The 25,473-nt window shown below is 69.7% G+C and carries 24 protein-coding genes; 12 read left to right on the forward strand and 12 right to left on the reverse strand.

Going from position 1 to position 25,473, the window contains the following annotated elements:
* Positions 1 to 8 precede the first annotated feature (8 nt).
* Complete coding sequence (locus OG782_RS24305) at positions 9 to 1,676, reverse strand: fumarate hydratase (RefSeq protein WP_406454289.1); 1,668 nt, start codon at positions 1,674 to 1,676, stop codon at positions 9 to 11.
* Positions 1,677 to 1,862: 186 nt separating this feature from the next.
* Between OG782_RS24305 and OG782_RS24310 the strand changes: the two genes are divergently transcribed.
* Positions 1,863 to 2,531, forward strand: coding sequence for a DUF1707 domain-containing protein (locus OG782_RS24310; protein ID WP_406454291.1), 669 nt, complete (start codon positions 1,863 to 1,865; stop codon positions 2,529 to 2,531).
* Between the two features lie 244 nt (positions 2,532 to 2,775).
* A complete protein-coding gene (locus tag OG782_RS24315; protein WP_406454293.1) occupies positions 2,776 to 3,147 on the forward strand; it encodes a WhiB family transcriptional regulator in 372 nt (123 codons plus the stop codon).
* 220 nt (positions 3,148 to 3,367) lie between these two features.
* Here the strand turns inward: OG782_RS24315 and glpX are convergent, their stop codons facing one another.
* On the reverse strand, positions 3,368 to 4,399 hold the full coding sequence (glpX, locus tag OG782_RS24320; protein WP_406454295.1) for a class II fructose-bisphosphatase: 1,032 nt from the start codon (positions 4,397 to 4,399) through the stop codon (positions 3,368 to 3,370).
* Positions 4,400 to 4,540: 141 nt separating this feature from the next.
* Here glpX and OG782_RS24325 point away from each other — a divergent pair, with 141 nt between their 5' ends.
* Positions 4,541 to 5,059 carry a DUF4245 domain-containing protein gene (locus OG782_RS24325; protein WP_406454297.1) on the forward strand — a complete coding sequence of 173 codons (519 nt, stop codon included), beginning with the start codon at positions 4,541 to 4,543 and terminating at the stop codon, positions 5,057 to 5,059.
* A gap of 136 nt (positions 5,060 to 5,195) precedes the next feature.
* Here OG782_RS24325 and OG782_RS24330 read toward each other — a convergent pair whose 3' ends face one another.
* From OG782_RS24330 to OG782_RS24345, 4 genes are all read right to left on the reverse strand, one after another.
* Entirely contained in the window at positions 5,196 to 5,786 is a 591-nt protein-coding gene (locus OG782_RS24330; protein WP_406454299.1) for a malonic semialdehyde reductase, read from the reverse strand.
* Positions 5,787 to 5,968: 182 nt separating this feature from the next.
* Positions 5,969 to 6,235: an exodeoxyribonuclease VII small subunit gene (locus tag OG782_RS24335; RefSeq protein WP_406454301.1), complete on the reverse strand. Its 267-nt coding sequence runs from the start codon at positions 6,233 to 6,235 to the stop codon at positions 5,969 to 5,971.
* An 86-nt stretch (positions 6,236 to 6,321) separates the two neighbouring features.
* Positions 6,322 to 7,533, reverse strand: a complete 1,212-nt coding sequence (xseA, locus tag OG782_RS24340; RefSeq protein WP_406454303.1) for an exodeoxyribonuclease VII large subunit — start codon at positions 7,531 to 7,533, stop codon at positions 6,322 to 6,324.
* Positions 7,534 to 7,691: 158 nt separating this feature from the next.
* Entirely contained in the window at positions 7,692 to 9,074 is a 1,383-nt protein-coding gene (locus tag OG782_RS24345) for an APC family permease (RefSeq protein WP_406454305.1), read from the reverse strand.
* Positions 9,075 to 9,161: 87 nt separating this feature from the next.
* Between OG782_RS24345 and OG782_RS24350 the strand changes: the two genes are divergently transcribed.
* Together OG782_RS24350 and ppgK are read left to right on the forward strand one after the other, a co-directional pair.
* A complete protein-coding gene (locus tag OG782_RS24350) occupies positions 9,162 to 10,151 on the forward strand; it encodes a 4-hydroxy-3-methylbut-2-enyl diphosphate reductase (RefSeq protein ID WP_406454307.1) in 990 nt (329 codons plus the stop codon).
* Between the two features lie 78 nt (positions 10,152 to 10,229).
* Positions 10,230 to 10,967: a polyphosphate--glucose phosphotransferase gene (gene ppgK, locus OG782_RS24355; RefSeq protein WP_406454309.1), complete on the forward strand. Its 738-nt coding sequence runs from the start codon at positions 10,230 to 10,232 to the stop codon at positions 10,965 to 10,967.
* Positions 10,968 to 11,030: 63 nt separating this feature from the next.
* Here ppgK and OG782_RS24360 read toward each other — a convergent pair whose 3' ends face one another.
* A complete protein-coding gene (locus OG782_RS24360; protein WP_406454311.1) occupies positions 11,031 to 11,681 on the reverse strand; it encodes a DUF6542 domain-containing protein in 651 nt (216 codons plus the stop codon).
* A gap of 219 nt (positions 11,682 to 11,900) precedes the next feature.
* On the opposite strand from OG782_RS24360, the gene ychF reads away from it, so the two are divergent.
* The 3 genes from ychF to OG782_RS24375 all read left to right on the forward strand — a co-directional run bounded on the left by ychF (position 11,901) and on the right by OG782_RS24375 (position 15,139).
* Positions 11,901 to 12,989 carry a redox-regulated ATPase YchF gene (gene ychF / locus OG782_RS24365; RefSeq protein ID WP_406454313.1) on the forward strand — a complete coding sequence of 363 codons (1,089 nt, stop codon included), beginning with the start codon at positions 11,901 to 11,903 and terminating at the stop codon, positions 12,987 to 12,989.
* Between the two features lie 462 nt (positions 12,990 to 13,451).
* Positions 13,452 to 14,228: a hypothetical protein gene (locus OG782_RS24370; protein WP_406454316.1), complete on the forward strand. Its 777-nt coding sequence runs from the start codon at positions 13,452 to 13,454 to the stop codon at positions 14,226 to 14,228.
* A gap of 120 nt (positions 14,229 to 14,348) precedes the next feature.
* Positions 14,349 to 15,139 (forward strand): IS5 family transposase gene (locus tag OG782_RS24375; protein WP_406459247.1). Its coding sequence is split into 2 segments (ribosomal slippage): positions 14,349 to 14,648 and positions 14,651 to 15,139, totalling 789 coding nucleotides; the frame shifts between segments, so codons are not numbered across the junction.
* A 72-nt stretch (positions 15,140 to 15,211) separates the two neighbouring features.
* Here OG782_RS24375 and OG782_RS24380 read toward each other — a convergent pair.
* Positions 15,212 to 15,475, reverse strand: a complete 264-nt coding sequence (locus OG782_RS24380; protein WP_126640886.1) for a type II toxin-antitoxin system RelE/ParE family toxin — start codon at positions 15,473 to 15,475, stop codon at positions 15,212 to 15,214.
* Positions 15,468 to 15,737 carry a type II toxin-antitoxin system Phd/YefM family antitoxin gene (locus OG782_RS24385; RefSeq protein WP_385350713.1) on the reverse strand — a complete coding sequence of 90 codons (270 nt, stop codon included), beginning with the start codon at positions 15,735 to 15,737 and terminating at the stop codon, positions 15,468 to 15,470. The genes OG782_RS24380 and OG782_RS24385 overlap by 8 nt, the downstream gene beginning before the upstream one ends.
* Before the next feature lie 536 nt (positions 15,738 to 16,273).
* Between OG782_RS24385 and OG782_RS24390 the strand changes: the two genes are divergently transcribed.
* Together OG782_RS24390 and OG782_RS24395 are read left to right on the forward strand one after the other, a co-directional pair.
* On the forward strand, positions 16,274 to 16,669 hold the full coding sequence (locus OG782_RS24390; RefSeq protein ID WP_406454319.1) for a hypothetical protein: 396 nt from the start codon (positions 16,274 to 16,276) through the stop codon (positions 16,667 to 16,669).
* Between the two features lie 193 nt (positions 16,670 to 16,862).
* On the forward strand, positions 16,863 to 18,350 hold the full coding sequence (locus OG782_RS24395) for an FG-GAP and VCBS repeat-containing protein (protein ID WP_406454321.1): 1,488 nt from the start codon (positions 16,863 to 16,865) through the stop codon (positions 18,348 to 18,350).
* A gap of 701 nt (positions 18,351 to 19,051) precedes the next feature.
* Here OG782_RS24395 and OG782_RS24400 read toward each other — a convergent pair.
* A complete protein-coding gene (locus OG782_RS24400; protein ID WP_406454323.1) occupies positions 19,052 to 20,713 on the reverse strand; it encodes a multicopper oxidase family protein in 1,662 nt (553 codons plus the stop codon).
* A complete protein-coding gene (locus OG782_RS24405; protein WP_406454325.1) occupies positions 20,706 to 21,206 on the reverse strand; it encodes a hypothetical protein in 501 nt (166 codons plus the stop codon). Before OG782_RS24405 ends, OG782_RS24400 begins: the two co-directional genes overlap by 8 nt.
* A gap of 110 nt (positions 21,207 to 21,316) precedes the next feature.
* Between OG782_RS24405 and OG782_RS24410 the strand changes: the two genes are divergently transcribed.
* Complete coding sequence (locus tag OG782_RS24410) at positions 21,317 to 22,231, forward strand: LysR family transcriptional regulator (protein WP_406454327.1); 915 nt, start codon at positions 21,317 to 21,319, stop codon at positions 22,229 to 22,231.
* Positions 22,232 to 22,643: 412 nt separating this feature from the next.
* Positions 22,644 to 23,807: an NAD(P)/FAD-dependent oxidoreductase gene (locus tag OG782_RS24415; RefSeq protein ID WP_406454329.1), complete on the forward strand. Its 1,164-nt coding sequence runs from the start codon at positions 22,644 to 22,646 to the stop codon at positions 23,805 to 23,807.
* 143 nt (positions 23,808 to 23,950) lie between these two features.
* On the opposite strand, the gene OG782_RS24420 is transcribed toward OG782_RS24415, so the two are convergent.
* Positions 23,951 to 25,138 carry a hypothetical protein gene (locus OG782_RS24420; protein WP_406454331.1) on the reverse strand — a complete coding sequence of 396 codons (1,188 nt, stop codon included), beginning with the start codon at positions 25,136 to 25,138 and terminating at the stop codon, positions 23,951 to 23,953.
* Between the last annotated feature and the right edge of the window lie 335 nt (positions 25,139 to 25,473).

The following is a 25,473-nucleotide window of genomic DNA, read 5'->3' on the forward strand; positions in this document are numbered from 1 at the left end:
GGTGTACGTCAGCCGAGGCCGGGGCCGCGCACCGGGATGCTGGTGAACGTCGGCGCGGGGGCGGGCTCGGTGAAGAAGTCGTTGCCCTTGTCGTCGACGACGACGAACGCCGGGAAGTCCTCGACCTCGATCCTCCAGACCGCCTCCATGCCGAGCTCCTCGTACTCGACGACCTCGACCTTCTTGATGCAGTCCTGCGCGAGACGGGCCGCCGGGCCGCCGATCGAACCGAGGTAGAAGCCGCCGTGCGCGTCGCACGCCTCGGTGACCTGCCGCGACCGGTTGCCCTTCGCCAGCATCACCTTGGAGCCGCCCGCCGCCTGGAACTGCGCGACGTAGCTGTCCATCCGGCCGGCCGTCGTCGGGCCGAAGGAACCGGAGGCGTAGCCCTCGGGCGTCTTGGCCGGACCCGCGTAGTACACCGGGTGGTCCTTCAGGTACTGGGGCATCTCCTCGCCCGCGTCCAGCCGCTCCTTGATCTTGGCGTGCGCGATGTCGCGCGCCACGACCAGCGGGCCGGTCAGCGAGAGCCGGGTCTTGACCGGGTACTTGGTCAGCTCGGCGAGGATGTCGTCCATCGGCCGGTTCAGGTCGATCCGCACGACGTCACCCGCCTCGTCGAGGTGCTCGTCGGTGGTGTCCGGCAGGAAGCGGGCCGGGTCCGTCTCCAGCTGCTCCAGGAACACGCCCTCGGCGGTGATCTTCGCGGTGGCCTGGCGGTCGGCCGAGCAGGACACGGCGATCGCCACGGGCAGCGAGGCGCCGTGCCGGGGGAGACGGACCACGCGCACGTCGTGGCAGAAGTACTTGCCGCCGAACTGCGCCCCGATGCCGATCTTCTGCGTCAGCTCGAAGACCTTCTCCTCCAGCTCCTTGTCACGGAAGCCGTGGCCGGTCGGGGAGCCCTCGGCGGGCAGCTCGTCCAGGTAGTGCGCGGAGGCGTACTTCGCGGTCTTGAGCGCGAACTCGGCCGACGTACCGCCGACGACGATCGCCAGGTGGTACGGCGGGCAGGCCGCCGTGCCAAGGGAGCGGATCTTCTCCTCCAGGAACTTCATCATGGAGGCCTCGTTGAGGACCGCCTTGGTCTCCTGGAAGAGGAACGACTTGTTGGCCGAGCCGCCGCCCTTGGCCATGAAGAGGAACTTGTACGCGCCGCCGTCGGTGGCGTACAGCTCGATCTGGGCCGGGAGGTTCGAGCCGGTGTTCTTCTCGTCCCACATGTTCAGCGGGGCCATCTGCGAGTAGCGCAGGTTGAGCTTGGTGTACGCGTCGAAGATGCCGTGCGACAGGGCCTCCTCGTCACCGCCCGCCGTCAGCACGTTCTGCCCGCGCTTGCCCATGACGATCGCGGTGCCGGTGTCCTGGCACATCGGCAGCACGCCGGCGGCGGCGATGTTCGCGTTCTTCAGCAGGTCGAGCGCGACGAACTTGTCGTTGGACGAGGCCTCGGGGTCGTCCACGATCCGCCGCAGCTGCGCCAGGTGCGCGGGCCGCAGATAGTGCGAGATGTCATGCATGGCCTCGGCGGCCAGGGTGCGCAGCGCCTCCGGCTCGACCTTGAGGAACGTACGCCCGTCGGCCTCGAAGGTGGACACACCCTCGGCGGTGACCAGACGGTACGGCGTGGTGTCCTCTCCCAGGGGGAGCAGATCGGAGTACGCAAACTCTGGCATTACGGCCATTCCTCACTCGGCAGACAGCAGCTGGCCACCCTTGGACAGCGCACCCACCAGGGTAGGACCCCGCGGGGGTGGCGGGCTTGTGAGGTAGGGCTCACCTGGCCGACTCGCGTGGGTGCGGCTCGCCGATCGGCGAACAGGGCCTAGTCGCGATCTATCGCGTTTGGGTACGCTGGGCCGGTGGACCTCGAAAAGCACCCCCAGCAGCCCACCGCGCGGGCGGAACCCGACGTCATCCGCGCCTCCGACGCGGACCGCGACCGGATCGCGGACATCCTGCGGGAGGCGATGGCCGAGGGCCGGCTGACCGCCGAGGAACATGCGGAACGGGTCGACTCCGTCTACCGCGCCAAGACCGTCGGCGAACTCGAACCGCTGGTACGGGATCTGCCGACGCCGGGTGCGTCCGTGAGGGCCGAGGCCGGTACGTCGCACGCGTACGGCTCCGGTGAGCCGACGGGTCCCGCCGACAATCTGGTGGCGATCTTCAGCAGCTCGACCCGCAAGGGACGCTGGCGGGTCGGCGGCCGTACGAACGCGTTCGCGCTGTTCGGCAGTGTGGAAATCGACCTGACCGAGGCGCTTTTCGGCCAGAGGCTCACGGTGATCAACGCGACCTCGGTCTTCGGAAGTGTAGAGATCAGGGTCCCCGAGAACATCTCGCTGCGCGGCAGCGGAACGGGCATCTTCGGCAATTTCGAAGTGGTCACTCTGGAATCCGCGGATCCCGAGGCGCCCGTGGTCGTGGTCAATGGCTATTCGGTGTTCGGCACCGTCGAGGCAAAGCCCAAGCGCGGCAAGTTCATCACGGATCTGCAGGACCGGCTGCGCAAACACCTCGGCCACTGACGGCGGCGCGACGACCGGAATCCGTCCTGGGGCGGTGTCCCGGGGCGGTGTCCCGGGACAGGTGGGCGGTCGCGGTTCGGGCGTGGTTTCAGGCTTGGTTTCGGGCGCGATTTCGCGCCGAAATGGCTCTCGACCGTAATTCCGCAGTCCGGACCTGAGTGCCACTCAGTGCATAGGCGCGCGCACAGCGGGTAGGGAGTGCTGCATCGTCTCTCGCTCGCGAAGCCGTCGTCAGGAGTGGACCGTGCTGCAACTGCCGCATCAGCCCCTGCAGGTCGCCGCCGTTCCTTCCCAGCGGACCCCCGCTCGGGAGGACCAGGCCGGCCCCTGGCACTCGGAGGCGGTGTGCCGCCGGGATGAAGCCGGGCTGTTCTTCGCCCCGTCGAAGGAGCCGACTGCTGCCCGGCTGTCGCGGGAGGAGTCCGCGAAGCGGGTCTGCGCGCGCTGTCCGGTGATGGTCGAGTGCCGGGAACACGCCTTGATGCAACCGGAACCGTACGGGGTGTGGGGCGGCCTCACGGCTGCCGAACGCCGCGTGGCCCTCGCCCGCCGCAGGCGGCGCGAGGCGGAGCTCAAGGCGTCCGGCGCGACCGACCACATCGCCGCGGCGGGCTGACGGGGCCACCGCCCCGTCACCGGCCCGTCCGGGCCCGTCGTGCTCCGCCGTCCGTCCGGACCCGTCCGCACGAAGAGGCGCCCCCACCGCACATGGGGGGCGCCTCTTCGTGCGGACGGGTCCGCGTCACCGCGGGCACGCCCGGGTCGTCTCGCGTCGTGGGGGTACCGGCGTCACCGCCGGCAGCCCCCGCGTCATTTCGCGCGGTCGAAACCGATCGTCACTTCGCGCGGTCGAAGTCGATGGCGCTGTAGGCGCGCAGCTTCGACAGCCGGTGGGTCGAGTCGATCTTCCGGATGGTGCCGGACTTGGACCGCATGACGATCGACTCGGTGGTCGCCGTCTCCGCGCGGTAGCGCACGCCGCGCATCAGCTCGCCGTCCGTGATGCCGGTCGCCACGAAGAACACGTTGTCCCCGCTGACCAGGTCGTCCGTGGACAGCACCCGGTCCAGATCGTGCCCGGCGTCCAGGGCGCGCTGCCGCTCGGCCTCGTCCTTCGGCCAGAGCTTGCCCTGGATGACACCGCCGAGGCACTTTATGGCGCAGGCCGAGATGATGCCCTCGGGCGTGCCGCCGATCCCCATGAGCAGATCGACGCCGGTGCCCTCGCGCGCGGCCATGATCGAGCCCGCGACGTCGCCGTCGGAGATGAACTTGATCCGGGCGCCGGTCTCCCGGATCTCCTTGACGATGCCCTCGTGGCGCGGGCGGTCCAGGATGACGACGGTGACGTCCTCGGGCATGGAGTTCTTGGCCCTCGCCACCCGGCGGATGTTCACCGAGACGGGGGCGTTGATGTCGACGAAGTCGGCGGCCTCGGGGCCGGTGACCAGCTTGTCCATGTAGAAGACCGCGGACGGGTCGAACATCGCGCCCCGGTCGGCGGCGGCCAGCACGGCGATCGCGTTCGGCATGCCCTTGGCGTTCAGGGTCGTGCCGTCGATCGGGTCGACGGCGATGTCGACCTCGGGACCGGTGCCGTCACCGACGCGCTCGCCGTTGAAGAGCATGGGGGCTTCGTCCTTCTCGCCCTCACCGATGACGACGATGCCGTTCATCGACACGGTGGAGACGAGGGTCCGCATGGCCTTCACGGCGGCACCGTCGGCGCCGATCTTGTCCCCGCGGCCGACCCAGCGCCCGGCGGCCATGGCGGCGGCCTCGGTGACCCGTACGAGCTCCAGGGCGAGGTTGCGGTCGGGGGCCTCCGGGGAGACCTCGAGCTGGGACGGCAGATGATGCTCGGACATCGGAGCGCACCTTTCTGTACGACGACGACCGGATGAGGGTGATGTGACTCTATCGTCAGGTCGATAAAATGAGCAGACCGGGTCACGTATGAGCGGGCGCCCCCGATTCGGCCGCGCCGGGGCTGATGCGACGATGGACCCGTGGCTAGCAAGCGAGGCAAGCAGACAGTCCGGGACATGTTCCTGTCGTTGGCGGTGATCACCGCCGTGGCGGGCGTCGTCTACATCTTCGTTCCGCACGACGAGAAGGCCGACCCGGTCAAGGCGGTCGACTACCGCGTCGAGCTCCTGACCGCGCGGCGCGCGGCCCCGTACCCGGTGGCCGCCCCCAGCGGTCTGGCGCAGGACTGGAAGCCGACCTCGGTCAGTTACGAGCGTCAGGCCGGCGACAGCTGGCACCTGGGCTTCCTCGATCCGGACGGCAAATACGTCGCGGTGGAGCAGTCCACGTCCCCGGCGAAGAAGTACGTCACCGCCGTGAGCCAGGAAGCGAAGAACACCGGGCGCACGCAGCAGGTCGCCGGGGAGACCTGGCAGCACTGGAAGGGCCCGAAGTACGACGCCCTCGTGCGCCAGGAGAAGGGCGCGACCACGGTCGTGACCGGCTCGGCGTCGACGGAGCGGCTGGCGGAGATGGCCGCGTCGCTCAGGACGTCCTGACACCCCTCGGCATCGGCTGGCTCAGGACGTCCTGACGCCCTTCGGCGTCGACGAGGCCGCGAGAGCACGAGGAAGGCCCTGGAGCGCGTGCTCCAGGGCCTTCCTCGTGTTCATGTGCCCCTGAGGGCTGTCCGGCTCAGACGGTCTTGATGACCTCGTCGTAGGCGAGACGCGGCAGGCGCGGGAACCAGGCGTCCTCGCCCGGCTTGCCGATGTTGATGACCATCAGCAGGCTGTGGTCGCCGTCCAGGAACTCCTTCTCGATGCCCGCGGCGTCGAGGCCGGTCATCGGGCCGGCGGCCAGGCCGGCGGCGCGGACGCCGATGATGAAGTAGGCGGCCTGCAGGGCGGCGTTCAGCGAGGCGGCGGACTCACGGACCGGGCGCTCGGAGAAGAACATGTCCTTGGCCTGCGGGAAGTGCGGCAGCAGGGCCGGGAGCTCCTCGTGGAACTCGTTGTCCGCGGCCAGGATCGCGACCAGCGGGGCGGTCGACGTCTTGGCCTGGTTGCCCTCGGCCATGTGCGAGACGAGGCGCGCGCGGGCGTCGTCCGAGCGGACCAGGATGACGCGCAGCGGCGACTGGTTGAACGCGGTCGGACCGAACTTGACCAGGTCGTAGATCGCCTGGACCTGCTCCTCGGTCACCGGCTCGTCGGTGAAGGTGTTGGCGGTGCGGGCCTCACGGAAGAGGAGGTCCTGGGCGGCGGGGTCAAGAACGATGGACATCTTGCGTTATTACCTTCCGGACGAACACGGGGATCAAGTAACTCCGGATCACCGTACGGCAGGTTTAGGTTAACTTTCAACTAAAACGGCGGGGGAGTGACTCACTCCACAACACCGATACCTTGCGCCGTTACGCCCGGTCTGCACCCGTATGCGCCCAGTCGCGCCCCCCGACGCGGCCCTCAGCCCGCGTCCGCCGCCGCGTCCCCGGTGCCGTCCTCGCGGTCGGCCGGCTTCGCCAGGGCCGCGTCCAGCCGGGCGCGTGCACCCTCCAGCCAGTGCCGGCACACCTTCGCCAGCTCCTCGCCCCGCTCCCACAGCGCGAGGGAGTCCTCCAGCGACGTGCCGCCCGCCTCCAGCCGGCGCACCACCTCGATCAGCTCGTCGCGCGCCTGCTCGTAACCGAGCGTGCCCGTGGCCGCAGCCGTCGTCGTCCCGTCGTCCGTCATGTGATCCACCCTATGCGTCGGCATGTCCGTCCCATTCGGCCCCGCTCGGCCCCGCAGCCCGTCCGCCGGACCCGCAGGGCCGTCGCTCACCCGTCGACCCGCACCACGAACTCGCCCCCCGACACCCGGGCCCGCAGCGCGTCCCCGGCCGCGCCCGCCTCGGCGGGATCGCGGACCACGTGCCCGTCCGCCCGCTGGAGCACCGCGTAGCCGCGCTCCAGGGTCGCGGCGGGCGACAGCGCGACCACCCGGGCACGGGTGTGGGCGAGCTCCGAGTCCGCACGGTCCAGCAGATGGCCCAGCACCCGCCGGCCACGCCCGATCAGCGCGTCGACCTCCGCCGCGCGCTCGTCCACCATCCGCTGCGGGTGCTCCATCGAGGGCCGCCCCAGCGCGTGCGCCAGCCCCCGCTCCTCCCGGTCGAGCAGTCCCCGTACCGTGCGCAGCGCCCGGTCCCGCAGCTGCTGCACCCGGTCCAGCTCCTCGCCCACGTCGGGCACGATCTTCTTCGCCGCGTCCGTGGGCGTGGAGGCCCGTACATCGGCGACCAGGTCGAGCAGCGGGGAGTCCGGCTCGTGCCCGATCGCGGAGACGACCGGGGTGCGGCAGGCCGCGACCGTACGGATCAGCTCCTCGTCCGAGAACGGCAGCAGGTCCTCCACGCTGCCGCCGCCGCGCGCCACGACGATCACGTCCACGTCGTCCAGGGCGTCGAGCTCCTTGACCGCCCGGACCACCTGATTCACCGCGTGGACGCCCTGCACCGCGGTGTTGCGCACCTCGAAGCGGACTGCGGGCCAGCGGCGCCTGGCGTTCTCCAGCACATCGCGCTCGGCCGCCGAGGCGCGCCCGCAGACCAGCCCGATCAGCTGGGGGAGGAAGGGCAGCGGCTTCTTGCGGTCCAGGGCGAAGAGACCCTCCCCGGCCAGTGACTTCTTCAGCAGCTCCAGCCGGACCAGCAGCTCGCCGATGCCGACCGGCCGTATCTCCGTGGCACGCAGCGAGAGCTGGCCGCGCGGCGCGTACCACTCGGGTTTGGCGAGGACGACGACCCGCGCCCCCTCCGTCACCACGTCGGCGATCCGGTCGAAGACCTGCCGGAAGCACGTCACGCTCACCGAGATGTCGTGCGACGGGTCGCGCAGTGTCAGGAACACCACCCCGGCTCCCGGCCGCCGCGACAGCTGGGTGATCTGCCCCTCGACCCAGACCGCGCCGAGCCGGTCGATCCAGCCGCCGATGAGCCGTGACACATCACCGACGGGCAGCGGAGCTTCCGGGGAAGTCTGAAGAGCCATGCGAGCGAGCGTATCGGCAGGCGCCGACAACGGACCGGTCCCGCGACCGCACGCCCGCGCGGGCGTGGCCGCTCACACCACCCGGCGTCCCCGTTGCCGCGCAAGCACCGGGTTCACGCCACCCACTCGGCGCCCCCGTTGCAACGCGGGCACCGGGTTCACGCCACCCGGCGTCCCCGTTGCAACGCGAGCACCACCAACCCCACCACCAGCCAGCACGCCCCCACCACCTGAGCGCTCGCCGTCGCCTCCACGATCACCGCGATCAGCACCCCGGCCCCGACCACGGGGATCAGGACGTGCCGCCACCAGCTCGGCGGACCCTCCATCCGCCGCACGGCGAACCAGCCGACCACCGACGCGTGGAGCAGGAGGAACGCCGTCAGCGCCCCGACATCCACGACCGAGACCAGATGGTCCAGGCCGTCGTCGCGCCGGGCCGCCCACACCGCCGCCACGAGCGTCACGGCCGCGGCGAGCAGGATCGCGATCCGCGGCACCCCCGAGCGCGGATCGACCTTGGAGAGCACCGCGGGCAGCCGGCGCTCGCGGGCCATCGCGAACAGCAGCCGTCCCGCGGCCGCCTGCCCGGCCAGCGCGGCGAACGCCGCCCCGATGGCCTTGCTGACCGCGACCAGATCGTGCAGCCAGGTGCCGACCGCTGAATCCACCGTGTCGTAGAAGGCCGAGCCCTGCGCGGCCGGATCGGCGGCCAGCTCCGCCGACGTCATCGGCTCCAGCAGCGCCGCCAGATACGCCTGCGCCACGAACAGCACCCCCGCCAGCACCAGACAGAACAGCAGCGCCCGCGCCACCTTCTGCGAACCGCCCGTCACCTCCTCCGCGAACGAGGCGATGGCGTCGAAGCCCAGATACGAGAGCACCGCCACGGACACCGCACCCAGCACCGCCGATGCGGAGAACCCGGAATCCCCGGTGAGCGGAGTCAGCCAGCCGCGCTGTGCCCCGTCCTGTACGAGCACCACCGCGGCGGACACCAGGAACACCAGCAGCACCACGATCTCCATGGCCAGCACCGCGAAGCCGACCCGGGCCGCCGCCCGTACGCCCCAGAGGTTGAGCAGCGTCGTGAGGACCACCGCCAGTGCCGTCCACACCCATCGCGAGACCTCCGGCACCAGCGAGTTCATGGCGATACCGGAGAACAGGTAGGCGACCGCCGGGATCAGCAGGTAGTCCAGCATCGCCATCCACCCGGCGATGAACCCCGGCCCCTCGCCCAGCCCCTTGCGGGCGTACGCGAAGACCGAACCGGCCAGCGGGGCGACGCGGACCATCTGGGCGTAGCTGAAGGCGGTGAACGCCATCACCACCGTCGCCGCGACGTAGACCAGTGCCACGGCGCCGTCGGACTTCGCGTCCAGGGTGCCGAACACCCCGACGGGGGCCATCGGGGCGATGAAGAGCAGCCCGTAGACCACCAGATCCCGGAAGCCCAGCGTCCGCCGCAGCCCCGTCCGGTCCGCGGTGCTGCCGCCGCTGCCGATGGTGCCGCCGGAATCCGTGCCGGTGCCGGCCATGAGCCCTCCGTTGGTCGCGTGATGATCAGTCTCCCGACCCCGTCGGCCCCGCGCCTGTTCGGTACGGCCTTACGGCCTCCCGTTACGATGGGACGCATGACTGCTACGACACCCCGCCGCGTCCTTCTCGCCGCCCCCCGGGGCTACTGCGCGGGCGTGGACCGTGCCGTGATCGCCGTGGAGAAGGCCCTGGAGCAGTACGGCTCCCCGGTCTACGTGCGCCACGAGATCGTCCACAACAAGTACGTCGTACAGACCCTGGAGAAGAAGGGCGCGATCTTCGTCGAGGAGACGGCGGAGGTCCCCGAGGGATCGATCGTGATGTTCTCCGCGCACGGCGTCGCGCCGACCGTGCACGAGGAGGCGGCCGAGCGGAGGCTCGCCACGATCGACGCGACCTGCCCACTGGTCACCAAGGTCCACAAGGAAGCCGTCCGCTTCGCGCAGGACGACTTCGACATCCTCCTGATCGGCCACGAGGGCCACGAGGAGGTCATCGGCACCTCCGGCGAGGCCCCCGACCACATCACCCTGGTCGACGGCCCCGAGGACGTCGCGAACGTCGAGGTGCGCGACCCCTCCCGGGTCGTCTGGCTCTCCCAGACCACGCTGTCGGTCGACGAGACGATGGAGACCGTCGGCGCGCTCAAGGAGAAGTTCCCGCTCCTGATCTCGCCGCCCAGCGACGACATCTGCTACGCCACGCAGAACCGCCAGATCGCGGTGAAGCAGATGGGCGAGGACGCGGACCTGGTGATCGTCGTCGGTTCCAAGAACTCCTCGAACTCGGTCCGCCTGGTCGAGGTCGCCCTCGGCGCGGGGGCGAGCGACTCCCACCTCGTGGACTCCGCCGACGAGATCGACGAGGCCTGGCTGGAGGGTGTCTCCACGGTCGGCGTCACCTCCGGCGCGTCCGTACCCGAGGTGCTGGTCGACGGCGTCCTGGCCTGGCTCTCCGAGCGGGGCTTCGAGGACGTGGAGATCGTGAAGGCCGCCGAGGAGTCCATCGTGTTCTCGCTGCCCAAGGAGCTCCGCCGGGACCTGCGCGCGGAGGCGGCGGCCCTGTCGGCGAAGTAGCGCCTGGCGGCACCGGGTCTCCGCCGGGTTTCCCGTTCCAGGAAGTGAGCGGGGCCGGGTGCCCGTACCGTGGATCACATGGAGATCTTCGGCGTGGACATCGGCGGATCAGGGATCAAGGGTGCTCCCGTGGATCTGGACCGCGGGGACCTGGCGCAGGAGCGCCACAAAGTACTCACCCCGCACCCGGCCACCCCCGAGGACGTGGCCGGTGCCGTGGCGGAGGTGGTCGGCCACTTCGACTGGTCGGGCCCGGTGGGCATCACCTTCCCCGGCGTCGTCACCGACGGCCTCACCCGGACCGCGGCCAACGTCGACAAGGGCTGGATCGACCTGGACGCCCGCACCCTGCTCGGCGACAAGCTGGGCCTCCCGGTCACCGTGCTGAACGACGCGGACGCGGCCGGCATCGCCGAGATGACCTTCGGCGCGGGCCGCGGCCGCAAGGGCACGGTCATCGTGCTGACGCTCGGTACGGGGATCGGCAGCGCGCTCTTCATCGACGGCCGGCTCGTGCCCAACACCGAGCTGGGCCATCTGGAGCTGCACGGCCACGACGCGGAGAAGCACGCCTCCACCAAGGCCAAGGAGGACGAGGACCTGAGCTGGCACCACTGGGCGCACCGGGTGCAGAAGTACCTGGCCCATGTGGAGATGCTGTTCTCGCCCGAGCTCTTGATCATCGGCGGCGGCGTCAGCCGCAAGGCCGACAAGTTCCTGCCGCTGATCGAGCACGTACGGGCCGAGATGGTGCCCGCGGAACTGCAGAACAACGCGGGCATCGTGGGCGCGGCGATGGCGGCGGCGGGCCGCTGACAGCGCCCGGCGCCCCTGCTGCCGGTCAGGTGACGCGGCGGGCCGCGCCTGCCGGGACGGGGATCAGCGCTGGGACGGGCGCCGGGGCTTGCGCTCGGCGGCCCGGGGAGCCGGCGACGGCTGCGGCGCGGGCCGTGCGGTCTGCGCGGCCAGCAGCATCCGCCGCTGCCGGGACCGCATGAGCCGGACCTTGCGTACGGTCGCGATGAGCCCGGCGACGAGCGTGCCGCCGTACAGCCAGCCGGCGTGGACGGCGAGGGCGGTGACGACGGCCATGGTCTGCCCGCCGAAGCCGCCCGTGCCGCCGGAGATCGGGATGATGCCGATGGCGAAGGCGATCGGCACACTGATCGGCGCGGTCACCAGGTCCGCCGGCCGCACCCAGAGCGCGGTCAGCGCGCTGACCGGCAGGAACAGCACACCGAACACGGCGGCCGAGCCGTCGAACAGCAGCCAGTCCGCACAGCCGATCAGGAACATGACGGCGGCCGCGAAGAGCCCGGCGCCGATGCCTGTGAGCCGGGGATTGGGCAGCCGCCGCAGGGCGAGCACGGCGGGAGCGACCGGGCGGGCCCGGCCTTCCGGGGCGCCCGTCACCCGGTACACGGTGGCGCCTTCGCCGATGGTGCCCTTGGCTCCCTTGGTCCCCAGCGGGGACAGCGGGGCCTGCGGGGTCTGCCTGCGCTGCGGGGGACGTGTCCTGTGCTGCTCCACCGGGACAACGTAGGTCGCCGGACGGGAAGAATCAGGTGCGGGACACGCGCTTTGGCCGACCTTGGCGATGAGTTCGATGCCACATGGTCCAACGGGAACCGATTCGGCACCCGACCGGACCCGTGAATGACCGGTCGCCCCCGCCCGTAAACTGGAGAATCGGCCCACCCGGGCCCGACGCCAATTCGAGTCCGTCCACCCCCTAGGGAAGTCGCCACCGTGTCGCTCACGATCGGAATCGTCGGTCTGCCGAATGTCGGCAAGTCGACCCTGTTCAACGCCCTGACCAAGAACGACGTGCTGGCGGCCAACTACCCGTTCGCCACGATCGAGCCGAACGTCGGCGTGGTCGGCGTTCCCGACCCGCGCCTGAACACGCTTGCGAAGATCTTCGGCTCGCAGAAGATCCTCCCGGCAACGGTCGACTTCGTCGACATCGCGGGCATCGTTCGCGGCGCGAGCGAGGGTGAGGGCCTGGGCAACAAGTTCCTCGCGAACATCCGCGAGTCGGACGCGATCTGCCAGGTCATCCGCGCCTTCAAGGACGAGAACGTCGTCCACGTCGACGGCAAGGTCTCGCCCAAGGACGACATCGAGACGATCAACACCGAGCTGATCCTCGCCGACCTCCAGTCCGTCGAGAAGGCCGTCCCGCGCCTGACGAAGGAGGCCCGCCTCCAGAAGGAGAAGGTCGCCGTCCTGGCCGCGGTCGAGGAGGCCCAGAAGATCCTCGAAGCGGGCGACACGCTCTTCCACGCGGGCATCACGGCCGGCACCGAGAAGGGCCGCCTCCTCCACGAGCTGCACCTCCTCACCACCAAGCCGTTCCTCTACGTGTTCAACGTCGACGAGGACGAGCTGGTCGACGAGGACTTCAAGAACGAGCAGCGCGCCCTGGTGGCCCCCGCCGAGGCGATCTTCCTGAACGCCAAGATCGAGTCCGAGCTGATCGAGCTCGACGACGACGAGGCCCTGGAACTCCTCCAGTCGATGGGCCAGGAGGAGCCCGGCCTCGCCACCCTCGGCCGCGTCGGCTTCGACACCCTGGGCCTGCAGACCTACCTCACGGCAGGCCCGAAGGAAACCCGCGCCTGGACGATCAAGAAGGGCGCCACGGCCCCCGAGGCGGCCGGTGTGATCCACACCGACTTCCAGAAGGGCTTCATCAAGGCGGAGATCATCTCCTTCGAGGACCTCGTCGAGACGGGCTCCGTCGCCGAGGCCCGCGCCAAGGGCAAGGCGCGCATGGAGGGCAAGGAGTACATCATGCAGGACGGGGATGTGGTGGAGTTCCGCTTCAATGTGTAGCGGGTGAAATGCCACCACGTCGCTAATCTGTCAAACAAGCAGATCAGAAGGGGCCGGGCTCTTGAGAGCCCGGCCCATTGGTCCATACCGTGCTGGTTCGGTGCTGGATTTTCTGACGATTAGTCACCTCTGCTGGGCCCTGGGGATGGAACCGCTGTGACGACCTGATCGGTTGCGTCAGCTCCTGCCTTCCGGCGCCGCCAGCGGCGGACGGCCCAGCTGCCCGCGGCTGCCAAGCCGCCAGCGATCAGGGATGCAGGTAGCTGAGTGAGTAGGCCCTCGATTAGAAGCCGTTGCAGAGTCATGTCGCGTCCTCTCGCTCGATGTTGACGCATCAAGCGTGGCCCGCCGCGCGCGCAGTTTTGACAGTTCTGGACAGCATTGGACAACATCAGACGTCACTGGACGGGATCAGACGCGTGTCACGCGCAGTGGTCGAGGTTCGCCTCGGAGGGGGAGACCGTGGCAAAGCTGAGGGCGCCAGGGCTGCCGGATGGGCCCATGCAACGGCTGAGTGAAGAGCTGCATGCGCTGCATCGAAAGGCCGGATTTCCGTCAACGCGTGAACTGGCCCGCAGGACGAACGGGATCGGTAGTCACGGGCGCGTGCACGACCTGTTCTCAAAGCCGGTGCTCCCCGACTGGGGTTTCCTCGCGCTGGTCGTTCTGATCCTTGCTCAGGATATTGCCGGCCTGGAACCCGAGCCTGAAGTTGCTCGGTTCCACATGCTGTGGGATGAAGCGGCAATTGGAGAGCAGAAGGATGTGTCCAGCGATAGTACTGAAGGCGCTAGGACGGCTGATGCTACCGATGGAACACCGGCTGCCTGGGGCGACGACGTAACTCGTGCGTTTGCAGATCACGAAGACGCTGTAAAGCAGGCGGCTTCGGCCCACGCTACTCAGTCGATAAACTCTTCAAGGAGACCATGGGCGCCACCCCATGCGGCTTCCCTGGGCGCCAGAAGGAATCTAGGGCGCTGCCTGTACTTCTTGTACGTCGATGCCGGCACGCCAACATTCGCCGAAGCAATCGCTGCCATGGGCCTCGCGCCGAACACGCGCGAGACGCTGCGCAAGAACTTCATGCAGCCTGAAAATTTCTCTCTCAGCATGCTGCACAAGTTTGTTAGAGCGCTGTCGGAGATGGTGCCCTATCAGGATCCCGAGCACATGGTTCCTGTCATCACGGCGCTTTGGAACAGCGCTCAGTGGGAACGGAGTAGTGAGACAGAATAGCGCCCGCATGTATGTGTAGAAGGCTAAGAGCTCGTAACACGATCTTGCTGAAGTGCGCTGGTGGGGCGTAACCGGTGTGGCGATTCGGCCGTTCGTGAGGGTGTGGGTACTCGACCGTGGATCGTGGACGATGAGTTGTGGGCGTTGATCGAGCCGTTGCTGCCGCCATGGCCGGATCGGTCGCCGGGACCGCGGCCGGTGTCGGACCGGCTCTGCCTGCAAGGCATCCTGTTCGTCCTGTACAGCGACATAGCCTGGCAACTGCTGCCGCTGGAGCTGGGGTTCGGCTCGGGACAGACCTGCTGGCGGCGGCTGGACCGGTGGCAGAAGGCAGGGGTTTTCGACCGGCTGCACCGGGTCCTGCTCGCCGAGTTGAACGCGGCCGGCGAGCTCGACTGGTCGCGGGCGTGCGTGGATGGTTCCCACATCCGCGCGAAAAAGGGGGACCCGACACCGGTCCGTCGCCGGTCGACCGGCGGAAGACGGGCAGCAAGCACCACCTGATCTGCGACGGACGCGGCACCCCGCTCAAAGTCATCACGACCGCGGCCAACGTCAACGACGTCACCCAGACCCTCGCCCTGGTCGACGGCATCCCACCCGTCGCGGGTCGCCCCGGCCGGCCCCGCCGACGCCCCGACGCCCTGCTCGGCGACAAGGGCTACGACTCCAACGCACACCGCAACGAACTGCGTCACCGACGGATCCTGCCCGTCATCTCCCGCAAGGGATCACCCAACATCAAGGGCATCGGCAAGCTCCGCTACGTCGTCGAGCAGACCTTCGCCCTGCTCCACCACTTCAAACGCCTCGCAGTCCGCTGGGAACGCCGCACCGAACTCCACGACGCCTTCATCTCGCTCGCCTGCAGCCTCATCTGCTGGAGACGACTCAAGAAGGCCCGATCATGATCGTGTTACGAGCTCTAAGGGTTTTCCTCTGCTGGACCTGTGCTGGATGTTCAGACGCTGGATCAGTCGGGATCAGGTGTCGTAAACGGTGGAGCGATGCCCGACGTGGACGACCCACACCACGAGCTCTCCCTTGTCGATCGTGTAGACGACCCGGTAGTCGCCGACCCGCAGTCGACGGCGTTCTGGCTGTGACACGAGCGCGGTGGTGTTAAAGCCGAGGGGGTCGCTCTCCAGTTCGGTCAGTTTGGTCAGGATGCGTAGGGCCATGTCGCGAGGGATCTTCCGGAGCTCGGCCTGTGCCTCTGGCCGGAAGACTGTTCGGTACTCACTCACCGCGCGCCAGCGTCTCCCTCATGATGTCCTCGATCGGGATGCCGGGTGCGGGGTTGGCCATGCGCTCATCGATGATCCGGTTGATCTCGCGCTCTTCCCACTCCTGGTACTTGCGCAGCACCTCGATGGAGACGACGGCGGCGACTTCCTTACCTCGGCGGGTGATGACTGTGGGTACGTCTTCGCGGTCCGCGCGCTCCACGACTTCCGCCAGGTGGGCGCGCACGTCGCGGATGGACTCTATGGGCAGCGGCTGCGTCATGCGCTCAAGTGTACCGAGTGTGCCATGTGTACACCACTCTCCCGTGGTGCTGGATGAGCTGGATGAACCCGCACTGTGCTGGATCGGTGCTGGATAGCCACTTTCAGAACCGCGTTTTCGCAGGTCGGAGCGCTGCGCTGGACGTTCCGCTTCAATGTGTAGCGGGTGAAATGCCACCACGTCGCTAATCTGTCAAACATGCAGGTCGAATGGGGTCCGACTCTTTCGAGTCGGGCCCCTGGTTCTTTCCCGTGCTGGGACGGTGCCGGGAAACCTGACCCCTCGTCATCTGCCATCACCCCTGCTCACCTCTGCCGTGCTGGGATCGTGCGGGGATGCCGTCAACGCTCCCGTGCTGGTTCGTAGGCTGAAACTTCGGAAGGGGGGAAGCGAGCAAGCCGAGCGGCCAGCGCTCACTTCTTCTTCACGGCTTCGAAGGCTCTCGTGGAGACAAATTCACACCTGCCCCGCGTTGTTGATCTCCGAATCAAGGAGGGGGAGGTGTCGGGACTGAAGCTGTTCCGTACCGGACGTGGTTGCTGGATCACCGGGCTGAGTTCGAGCACCTGGTCCGTGACCGGCTCGGAGTGACGGCCGCGTCGCCGAACCTCGACGGCAAGCTGTCGGGCGGCTCCGTCCGCGTACCGGTACCCCTGGGCTCGATCGTCGAGCTGAACACGACGGTGGCGCGAGACGTGACGCGCCAGGAGGTACTGGAGGCGCACCGGGCCGGGCCGCCGGCCGGCGTCCTGGAGTACTCGGAGGTTGCGCTGGTGTCGTCCGACATCAAGGGCCACCTCGCCTCGTCCACGTTCGACTCGGCCCTCACCCGGGTCGAGGGGCGTCACATCAAGGTGTCCGCCTGGTACGACAACGAGTGGGGCTTCTCGAACCGTGTGATCGATACGCTCACCCTCCTCGCGGGCAGTTGAACGAGGTGCGGGGACGGCCGCGGGCGCACCGGTCCTTGCCCACGGTGACCGGCCCCGGCCCCGACTCCCTTTCCCTCCCGTCGAGTTCACCTCCCGTCAATGGGGCAACCATCTGCCTGTTACGGGTGTCTCCTATGCGAGCCCTCACACCTCGTACGCCACTGGCTCCGCGTACGCGAACAAGGAGAAATTTGTGGGCATTCGCACCACGCTGGCCATAGCCGTCTGCGCTGCCACGGCTTTGTCGGTCGGCACGGCCGTTGCAGCTCCCGGCGGCACGTCCGCGGGTACGGCCGGGGGTACAGCAGCTACCACCGTGCGAGAGGACTTCAACGGGGACGGCTATCAGGACCTCGCCGTCGCCGCCCCCGCCGCCACGGTGGCCGGCCATTCCTGGGCCGGTTACATCACCGTCAGCTACGGCTCGGCCAAGGGCCTGACGACAGCGAACACCACGGTCATCGATCAGAACACCCCGGGCGTGCCGGGAGTGCCCGGGGATGATCACGGCTTCGGCTACCGGTTGTTCGCCGAGGACCTCGACCACGACGGGCTGACCGACCTCGCTCTGGTCACCCGTGAATCGATCGCGGGCGAGGGGTACGGCATCTACGGCTCCGTCATCGCGCTGTGGGGCCGCACCGGCGGCATCACCGGGCAGGGCGCGGTCCGTCTACGGGCTTCGCCGGACACCCAGGTGGGGGACAACCTCACCGCCGGTGACTTCGACGGCGACGGGACGACCGACCTGATGATGCTTCACGGCGACGACTGGGCTTACCGCAAGGTGCTCTACGGGCCGTTCACCCGGGCCGGTGTGCCCGCCCGCGAGCAGGGGATCAACATGTTCGACACGGACAACTCCATGTCCGACACCGCGGCGGGTGACTTCAACGGCGACGGCATCGACGACCTGTGCACCTTCTACGTGTACGAGAACCACGCCGAGGGCGGCAAGCTGTGGCTGGGCACCCCGAAGGGCCTGTCCACGAAGTCCACCCGGCTCCCCGGCGCCGCGGCCACCGCGGTCGGTGACTTCGACAAGGACGGCAAGGACGACCTCGCCACCCGGGTGGTCCCGGGCGGCATCACGGAGGACCTGCCCACGGACCCCGGGACCGTCAAGATCTACTACGGCTCCGCGTCCGGACCGAGCACCACCCGGACGAAGACGATCACCCAGGACACCACCGGCGTGCCCGGGGTGAGCGAGAAGGGCGACCAGTTCGGCGCCCGGCTCAGCGCGGGTGACGTCACCGGCGATGGGTACGCCGACCTGGCCGTGGGGGTGCCCTTCGAGGCTCTCGGGTCGGTCAAGGGAGCGGGTGCGGTGGTGCTGCTGAAGGGCGGCGCGGGCGGTCTGAGCGGCACCGGCGCGAAGTCCTTCCACCAGGACACGACCGGCGTGCCGGGGGTGGCGGAGAGCGGTGACCACTTCGGCGGATCGGTCCGGCTGCTGGACCTCAACAAGGACGGCAAGGCGGACCTCACGGCCGGCGCCCCCGGCGAGAACCTCGACGCGGTCGCGGACGGCGGTGCGGTGTGGTCGCTGCGCGGCGCTGCCGCCGGCCTGACCACTACGGGCGCCTTCGCGTTCAACCCGGTCGACCTGGGCGCCCTCGTGCCGGGAGCCCGGTTCGGCCTGAACCTGTCCAACGACAACGGGCCGAACATCGGCTGACGGGCAGTGGGTCGCTGTCGCCGGCGGGCGGCAGCGACCAGAGGGGGCCTTCCGTACGACTGACCAGGCCCGGCCCGCCCGGTGACTGGATTCGGCGGGCTGGTCCCAGCCTCAAGCAGCCGCTGCGGTCGCCCGAGTGGCCGCGGAATGCGGCGTACGGGGCCCGGCGGCCGTCTCCCGCTCGCACATCGCCATGCTGGTCAGGGCGCGAAGCCGGGCCGGGAGGCGCGGCACACCCTGCGCGAGACGCTGTCCCGCAGGCTCCGCTGCCCGTGCTGACGCTTTGCCTACTTGACCCGTCCCAAATGACGTTTCCGCAGGTGGGGGCGTCAGCGTGGACGTTCCGCTTCAACGTGTAGCGGCTGACATGTCGCCACGTCACTGATCTGGAAAACACGCAGGTCAGAAGGGGCTCGACTCTTCGGAGTCGGACCCTTTGTCTTTTCCCGTGCCGGGATGGTGCCGGGATAGCTGATTCCTCGTCACCTGTCGTCATCCCTGGTCATCCGTACCGTGCCGGGATTGTGCTGGGATGGGATGAGGGACCCGTGCTGGGATGTGTGCGAGCAGGGCGCTGGCCGAGCGTGAAGGCAGTGCGGGCGTGGCACTCCTCCTACTCGCTTGACACAATCGGGGCTTGGGTGAGACGGCGTACTGCCTACCCAGCGTCCTGATACGCACCGGGTCTTCGGGAGTCTCAGTCACATGACCTCCAGATTCGCCATCATCCCCATGTCCTCGTGCTCGGCGTTGTGGCAGTGGAAGAGGTATCGGCCCCGGTAGCCGTCGAAGCGGGTGATGATCTCCGTGGACTCGCCGGGCCGAAGCGACACGGTGTCCTTCAGGCCCGCGTCCTGCGGCCGGGGCGGCCGCCCGCCTCGCGACAGCACCCGGAAACCGACCAGGTGCAGATGGATCGGATGGTGCACATCGGCGACGAACCGCCACACCTCCAGCGCCCCGAGCCGGGTGCGGACGTCGGTGCGCGCCGGGTCGAAGGCCCGGCCTCCGATCAGCCACCCCCGTCCGTGCTCCATGCGCCCGGCCCGGAACGCGAACTCCCGCACCGCGCCGGCCTCCGACCGCCGCCACACCGGCAGGTCGTTCGCGAGCCGCGCCGGGACGCGGCTGCCGTCCCGGCCGCGCCGGGCCACGCGGAAGGCCATCACCTCCCGGGTGCGTCCGGCGCCGAGCCGGTTTCGCAGCCGCACCAGGGTGCCGGGGCGCAGCCCCGCGAAGTCGACCAGTACGTCGAAGCGTTCGGCCGGCGCGATGGGCAGCGCGGTGTACCGGACGGGCGCGGCGAGCAGCCCCTGGTCCGATCCGATCTGGACCAGCTCCAGCCGCCGGCCTCCTTCGGTGACCGCCTCCAGTTCGTAGTGCCGGGCGTTGGAGGCGTTCAGCAGCCGCAGCCGGTGGCGGACCGCCGCCACCTCGTGCACCGGCCACGGCGCGCCGTTGACCAGGATCACGTCTCCCAGTACTCCGGCCGAGTACTGCTCGGTCACGCCGGGGCGCGAGCGCAGCTCCGGGTCGAGTGCGGGATAGAGCAGCGCCCCGTTCCCGTCGAACGCCCGATCGGTGATCATCAGCGGTAGTTCGCGCTCTCCGCCGGGCAGGTCGAGGGCGTCCTCCACTTCGTCGCGGACGATGTGCAGCCCGGCCAGCCCCCGCCAGATCGCCGGGGCGGTGAAGTCCATCCGGTGGTCGTGGTACCACAGCAGCGCTGCCCGCTGGTCCGTCGGGAAGGTGTATTCCCGGGTGACGCGGCTGGTCACCGCGCGGGGGTCGGCCATGCTGTGCCCGCCACCGCTGCCTTGAGCGCCGTGCCCGCTGTGCTCGCCGTGACCCCCGGCGGCCGGATCGGCCCAACCGTCCGGAAGCACCAGGTCGGTGGGGTATCCGTCGGAGGCCGCGGGCGTGTGTCCGCCATGCAGGTGCACCACGGTCGGCACCGGCAGTTCGTTGCGGTGCTCGACGGTGACCGGCCGCCCGCGCCGCGCCTCGATGGTCGGTCCTGGAAAGGTGCCGTCATAAGTCCACAGCCGGGTGCGCACCCCCGGTATCGGCTCCGCCACCGTCTCCCGCTGGGTGATCCGGTAGTGGTCGGTGCCGCCGGAGGTGGAGACCGGTCGCAGTACCCGGGGCAGTGGCAGCGGCACGGTGTACGGCTCCGGCAGCGGGACGGAGCTGCGCAGCACCTCGCCGGTGGTGGCAGGGTGGTGGGCCATCGCTCCGGCGAGACCGAACCCGCCCGCCGCGACCAGGCCGAGACCGCCGCCGATCCCGAGCACCCGCCGCCGCGACGGCCCCGGGCCGTGGCCGGCCGTCCGCCCGGCGGGACCTGCCGCACGCTCAGACATCGGAGCCACCCCCGACCCGCGCATCGGCACCGGCAGCCCGGCTGTCGGGTACGGGCGGCCGGTCGGCACTGCGGCCACCGCGCTCCCGGTCCGGCAGCGGTCGCCGCCACACGGCCGTCACGAGCACGGTCAGCGCGGCGATGATCGCCACTCCGAGCGGCAGATGCAGCCACAGCAGCCCTTCGAGGCCCGCCGCGTACTGAACCGACTCCCCGGCCACGACGGCCAGCGACACCCACAGCGGCCAGCGTGTCCCGGTCCTCGGCCACACCGCGGCGGCCGCCGCGAGCTGGGCGATCGCGAGCGAGTAGACCACGTCGGCACCCCGGGCGTGCCAGGACAGGCCGCCGATGGCGCCGGTCAGGTAGACGCCGGCGAAGACCGGCTGCCCGAACGCAGCGACGGCGTGCGCTGTCACCGCCGCGCGCAGGATGCGGCCGCTGACACCAGTGGTGCGCGGTCGGGCTGACGGTTGCTCAAGAGGAGAGGTCACGCCGTCATCGTCATACCCAGAGAGCTATCATGTAAAAGACCAATATCGCTATGTTGGTATGTTGCCGGTGGTATGGACAGCTCCGGAACGCGAGAGGGGGGCGTACGACAGTGGACCTGCACGGACTTCGACAGTTCCTGGTGGTGGCGCGGCGGGAGCACCTCAGCGGGGCGGCAGAGGAACTGCGGGTGGCGCAGCCGTCGTTGAGCCGCACGGTCGCCCGCCTGGAGGCCGAGCTGGGGGTGCCGCTGTTCGACCGGGCCGGGCGGCTGCGGCTGAACGAGTCGGGCCGTCGTTTTCGTGATCACCTCGAGCGGGCCCTGGGCGAGCTGGACGCTGGGCAGCGGGCGGCGGTCGAGGCTGCCGGTGAGGGCTTCGGCCGGGTCCGCCTGGCCTCGGAGACCTTCTTGACCGTCACCGGTGCGCTGGCGGCCTTCAAGCACACTCATCCCGACACCGATGTCGAGCTGTATCAGATGCCGGCCGACGAGATGGCCCGTGCGCTGCACGCCCGCACCGTCGACTGGTGCGTTGCCTCCCAACCCGTCCCCGGGGAGGGCCTGGAGGGCGTCCACCTGCACGACGAGCCCGTCTACCTGGCTGTGCCGCCCGGCCACCGGCTCGCCTCGCTCGCTTCGGTGACCGTTCCGCAGTTGCGCGACGAGCCGTTCGTCATCTCCCGCGTCGGTCACTGGCAACGCCGCCTGCTCGACCGGCTGTTCGCCGCACACAACCTGACGCCCCGTATCGTCTGCGAGGGCGACGAGCCGGCCGCCACTGCGGTCCTGGTGTCCGCCGGGCTCGGCCTGACCCTCATCCCGGCCATGGCCCTGGCCTCCACGGCGCACACGCCGATCGCCTGGATAGCCATCGATGACCCGGCCAGCCGTCGCACCCTGACGCTGTACCGGGCCACCGGTGCACGCCTGTCGACCGCGGCGCAGCTGATGGGCACCGTGCTGACCACCTGGCCCTGGGCCGAGGCGGCCGAGCGGTACCAGGGACGACCAGCCCGCCGGCCCTGACCCCGCGCCCGGATGCGCCGCCCCAAAGGCGCCTGCACCGGCTGTGGTGGACTTCCCTGCGTGGCGGTTCGGCCTCCCGGTGATCCTCTGAGGTCTCGTCGTCAGGCGCACGCGGCGGCCGGAGGAAGGGGCGCGCCGATCGGCCGGTAACGCCGCTCGGCAGCCGGGCCGTCGAGGTGGCCCAGTGCGCGTATTCGACGGCGCCGCCCTCGGAGACGACGCGGGTGCGGCGGAACTCCAGGCCAAGGTGGATCCTCGGCGCGGGTGGCCGAGTCGTGCGGGAGCCGCCACAGCACCCGTTCCCGCAAGGCGGGCGTGAGGTCGGAGAACAGCTTGTCCGGACTGCTGGGTGGAGTGACGTACGTCACGCCGCCACCTGTCACGTCACTGCGGTCCCCGGTGTCTTGAGGGCATGACTGAACACAGCACTTCACACAAGATCGTGGTCATCGGCGGCGGGTATGCGGGAACGGTCGCAGCCAACCACCTCCAGTCGCGCGACGACGTCGACATCACCCTGGTCAACTCCCGCCCGGCGTTCGTCGAACGGATCCGGCTGCACCAGTTCGTCGTCGGCAATTACGACGCCTCGGTCGACTACGGCACCCTGCTCGGCGACGGCATCAGGCTGGTGGTCGACAACGCCACCCGTATCGACACCGCCACCCGCACGGTGGAGCTGGCGTCGGGCGCTGCGCTGGACTACGACTACGTCATCTACGCGGTCGGCAGCACCGGCGCGGTCCCCTCCTCCGTGCCTGGCGCGGCCGAATTCGCCTACTCGGTCGCCGAGTTCGAGGTAGCCGAGCGGCTGCGCACCAGGCTGGCGGAGCTGCCGGCCTCGGCCGCGATCACCGTGGTCGGCGGCGGGCTGACCGGCATCGAGACCGCCGCGGAGCTCGCCGAACAAGGGTGCAAGGTCACGCTGGTCGCCGGGAGGAGCCTGGCCCCCACGCTCAGCGCGCCTGGCCGCCGGTCCGTCGCGACGTGGCTGTCCGAGAACGGTGTCCCTGTGCTGGAGGGCAGCGCGGTGGCCGAGGTCCGGCGGGACGCGGTCGTCCTCACCGATGGAGCGGTACGGCAGAGCGCCCTCACCGTCTGGACGGCGGGCTTCGGTGTGCCGGGTCTGGCGGCGGCCAGCGGGTTGCGCGTGGACGAGCTGGGCCGGCTGCTCACCGACGAAACGCTCACCAGCGTCGATGACGACCGCATCGTCGCGGCGGGTGACGCCGGTTCACCGTCGGGCCGGCCGCTGCGGATGAGCTGCCAGGCCGCGATACCACTTGGCGTGCAGGCCGCCGACACCGTGCTGAGCCGTATCGCGGGAACCGCGCCGGCGGTGCTCGACCAGGGCTTCAAGGGGGTGCTCATCAGCCTGGGCCGGCATGCCGGTATCAAGCAGCTCGTCCAAGCGGATGACACTCCCTTGGGCACCTGCGTCGACGGGCAGGAGGGCGCGCAGATGAAGGAGGAGCAGTGCCGCAAGACGGTGATGGGCATCGGCATGGAGGCACGCAACCCGGGCACCGTCGTGTGGTACAAGGCCGGACCGCGTGCCGCGAGGGTGGCCGCGTGACCACCGACGAGCATGCCGGGCGGTTCACCGTACTGCGGCCGCTGCTGTCACCTTCACCACGTGAACGGCCGTCGGGAGCCGGCGCGTGCCGACGTCGAAGTACCGGGTCGGAGCCCTGTACGGGGCTCCGCCGCAGGTCAGGGTCAGCTCGCAGAAATTCCTCGGTCTGCAGGCAGTTCGAGCATCGGCTGGAAGGCGGAGTCCTCCTCGGCGGGAACGTGCGGGAGGAAGCCGTCGGGGACGGTGCGGGCGGCGGTGGCGAGGAGGCGGTCCAGGACTTCCACATCGTCGGCCGGGGGGAGCCTCAGCTCGGCGAGAAGGCGGTCGCGGACGACGGGGTGGTCCGGGTGGTCCTCGAGGTAGTCGGAGTTGAGGGCCGGAGGCCGGAAGCCGGCCAGGGCGTCGTGCCAGGACGGGAGAACGATGGCCAGGGTCAGGGCCTCGGCGAGGGACTCGGCTAGCAGTGAGGCCCGGCCCTCGGAGTCGGTGTAGAGGACCGGGCGGGGGCCGTCGGGGGACGCCGGGCCGCAGAGGTAGTGGGTGCCGCCCGCGTTGCAGCCGGCGATGGGCTCAACCGGCAGGCCGTTGGGCAGGGCGACCGGCTCGATCGGGTCGGTGCGGGCGAGGTCGAACTCGCCGTCGCACGCCAGGTAGGCGGAGACCTCGGGGTGTGCGGCGATCCTGCGAAGCAAGGCGTCGTCCGACAGGGCGGCCGGGTTGAGGGCCGCGGCGATCGCAGGGGTGAGGGGATGTCCGGTGAGGACGTGCCGGACGGCGTGGAGGGGGACGGGGCGCTCGTAGTAGTCCTCGAAGTGGGCCCGGACGGACTCGGGGGACCGGTCCGTGAGGAGGTGGAAGAGGAAGCCGGAGCCGTCGGGGTCCTCGTTGCCGGGCGGGAAGTCGATGGCCGAGCCGGTGCGCCAGGTCGTGTCGCCGGTCTCCCGCCACAGGCAGGCGGTGACACGAGGGGCGTCGATGCCCTCGTCGCGGAAAGCGGGTTCGTCCAGGAGCGGGCGCAGCGAGGCGGGCACATCGTCGATGACACCGGGCCAGACCTGCTCGTCGTCAGTCCCGTACGGGCTCATCCGCGACTCGTGGTCGAAGCCGCGTATGAGCACGCCGGCAGGGGTGAAGAGGACAGAGAAGTCGTCCCCCGAGCCGTTCTCCATCAAGGCCGCTTCCTCACCGGGGCCCCAGGTGGCGTCGAAGGTGTAGAGGCTGAACCTCGGATCGTCGCCGATTGCGGCGTCCAGAACGGCCAGCGCGCGCACATGGACGCGGAGGCCGGCGGGGTCGGGGAGGAGGGCGGCGATCTCGTGAACGGTGCTCATGGCGTCATGAAAGCAGCCACCACTGACAATCTGGCGCGGTCGGCCCGGACAGCGGTGCCGCTGCCCTTCAGCGGATTCCGGCCGACCCCAATGTGCGCGCTGCTCGCCGCCGCCGCAGCCGGGGGAATCCGGCGATGGGGTGGAGTCCGGCGGTGAGCTCGTGGGGCGGTGCGGCGTGGACCGCGCGTCAAGAGCCGCCCCGTTCCACAGCGTTGCCCTTCCGAGTCACGGCGCCCGCTCCCTCGGGGGTCGCCTTGTGGCGCTCGGTCCGAGGTGCCGCAAGGGACTAGACCACTTCATGTCCATGTCGCTATGGTGCTCGAAATTGCAAGAAG

The organism is Streptomyces sp. NBC_00876, from assembly GCF_045207435.1.
Taxonomy (GTDB): domain Bacteria; phylum Actinomycetota; class Actinomycetes; order Streptomycetales; family Streptomycetaceae; genus Streptomyces.

Bases quoted from the DNA above. Each gene is read 5' to 3' on its own strand.
- OG782_RS24305 (WP_406454289.1), bottom strand. From the start codon at position 1,676: ATGCCAGAGTTTGCGTACTCCGATCTGCTCCCCCTGGGAGAGGACACC.
- glpX (WP_406454295.1), bottom strand. From the start codon at position 4,399: ATGTCCGAGCATCATCTGCCGTCCCAGCTCGAGGTCTCCCCGGAGGCC.
- OG782_RS24330 (WP_406454299.1), bottom strand. From the start codon at position 5,786: ATGTCCATCGTTCTTGACCCCGCCGCCCAGGACCTCCTCTTCCGTGAG.
- OG782_RS24335 (WP_406454301.1), bottom strand. From the start codon at position 6,235: ATGACGGACGACGGGACGACGACGGCTGCGGCCACGGGCACGCTCGGT.
- xseA (WP_406454303.1), bottom strand. From the start codon at position 7,533: ATGGCTCTTCAGACTTCCCCGGAAGCTCCGCTGCCCGTCGGTGATGTG.
- OG782_RS24345 (WP_406454305.1), bottom strand. From the start codon at position 9,074: ATGGCCGGCACCGGCACGGATTCCGGCGGCACCATCGGCAGCGGCGGC.
- OG782_RS24350 (WP_406454307.1), top strand. From the start codon at position 9,162: ATGGGACGCATGACTGCTACGACACCCCGCCGCGTCCTTCTCGCCGCC.
- ppgK (WP_406454309.1), top strand. From the start codon at position 10,230: ATGGAGATCTTCGGCGTGGACATCGGCGGATCAGGGATCAAGGGTGCT.
- OG782_RS24385 (WP_385350713.1), bottom strand. From the start codon at position 15,737: ATGACGCAGCCGCTGCCCATAGAGTCCATCCGCGACGTGCGCGCCCAC.
- OG782_RS24400 (WP_406454323.1), bottom strand. From the start codon at position 20,713: ATGTCTGAGCGTGCGGCAGGTCCCGCCGGGCGGACGGCCGGCCACGGC.
- OG782_RS24415 (WP_406454329.1), top strand. From the start codon at position 22,644: ATGACTGAACACAGCACTTCACACAAGATCGTGGTCATCGGCGGCGGG.
- OG782_RS24420 (WP_406454331.1), bottom strand. From the start codon at position 25,138: ATGAGCACCGTTCACGAGATCGCCGCCCTCCTCCCCGACCCCGCCGGC.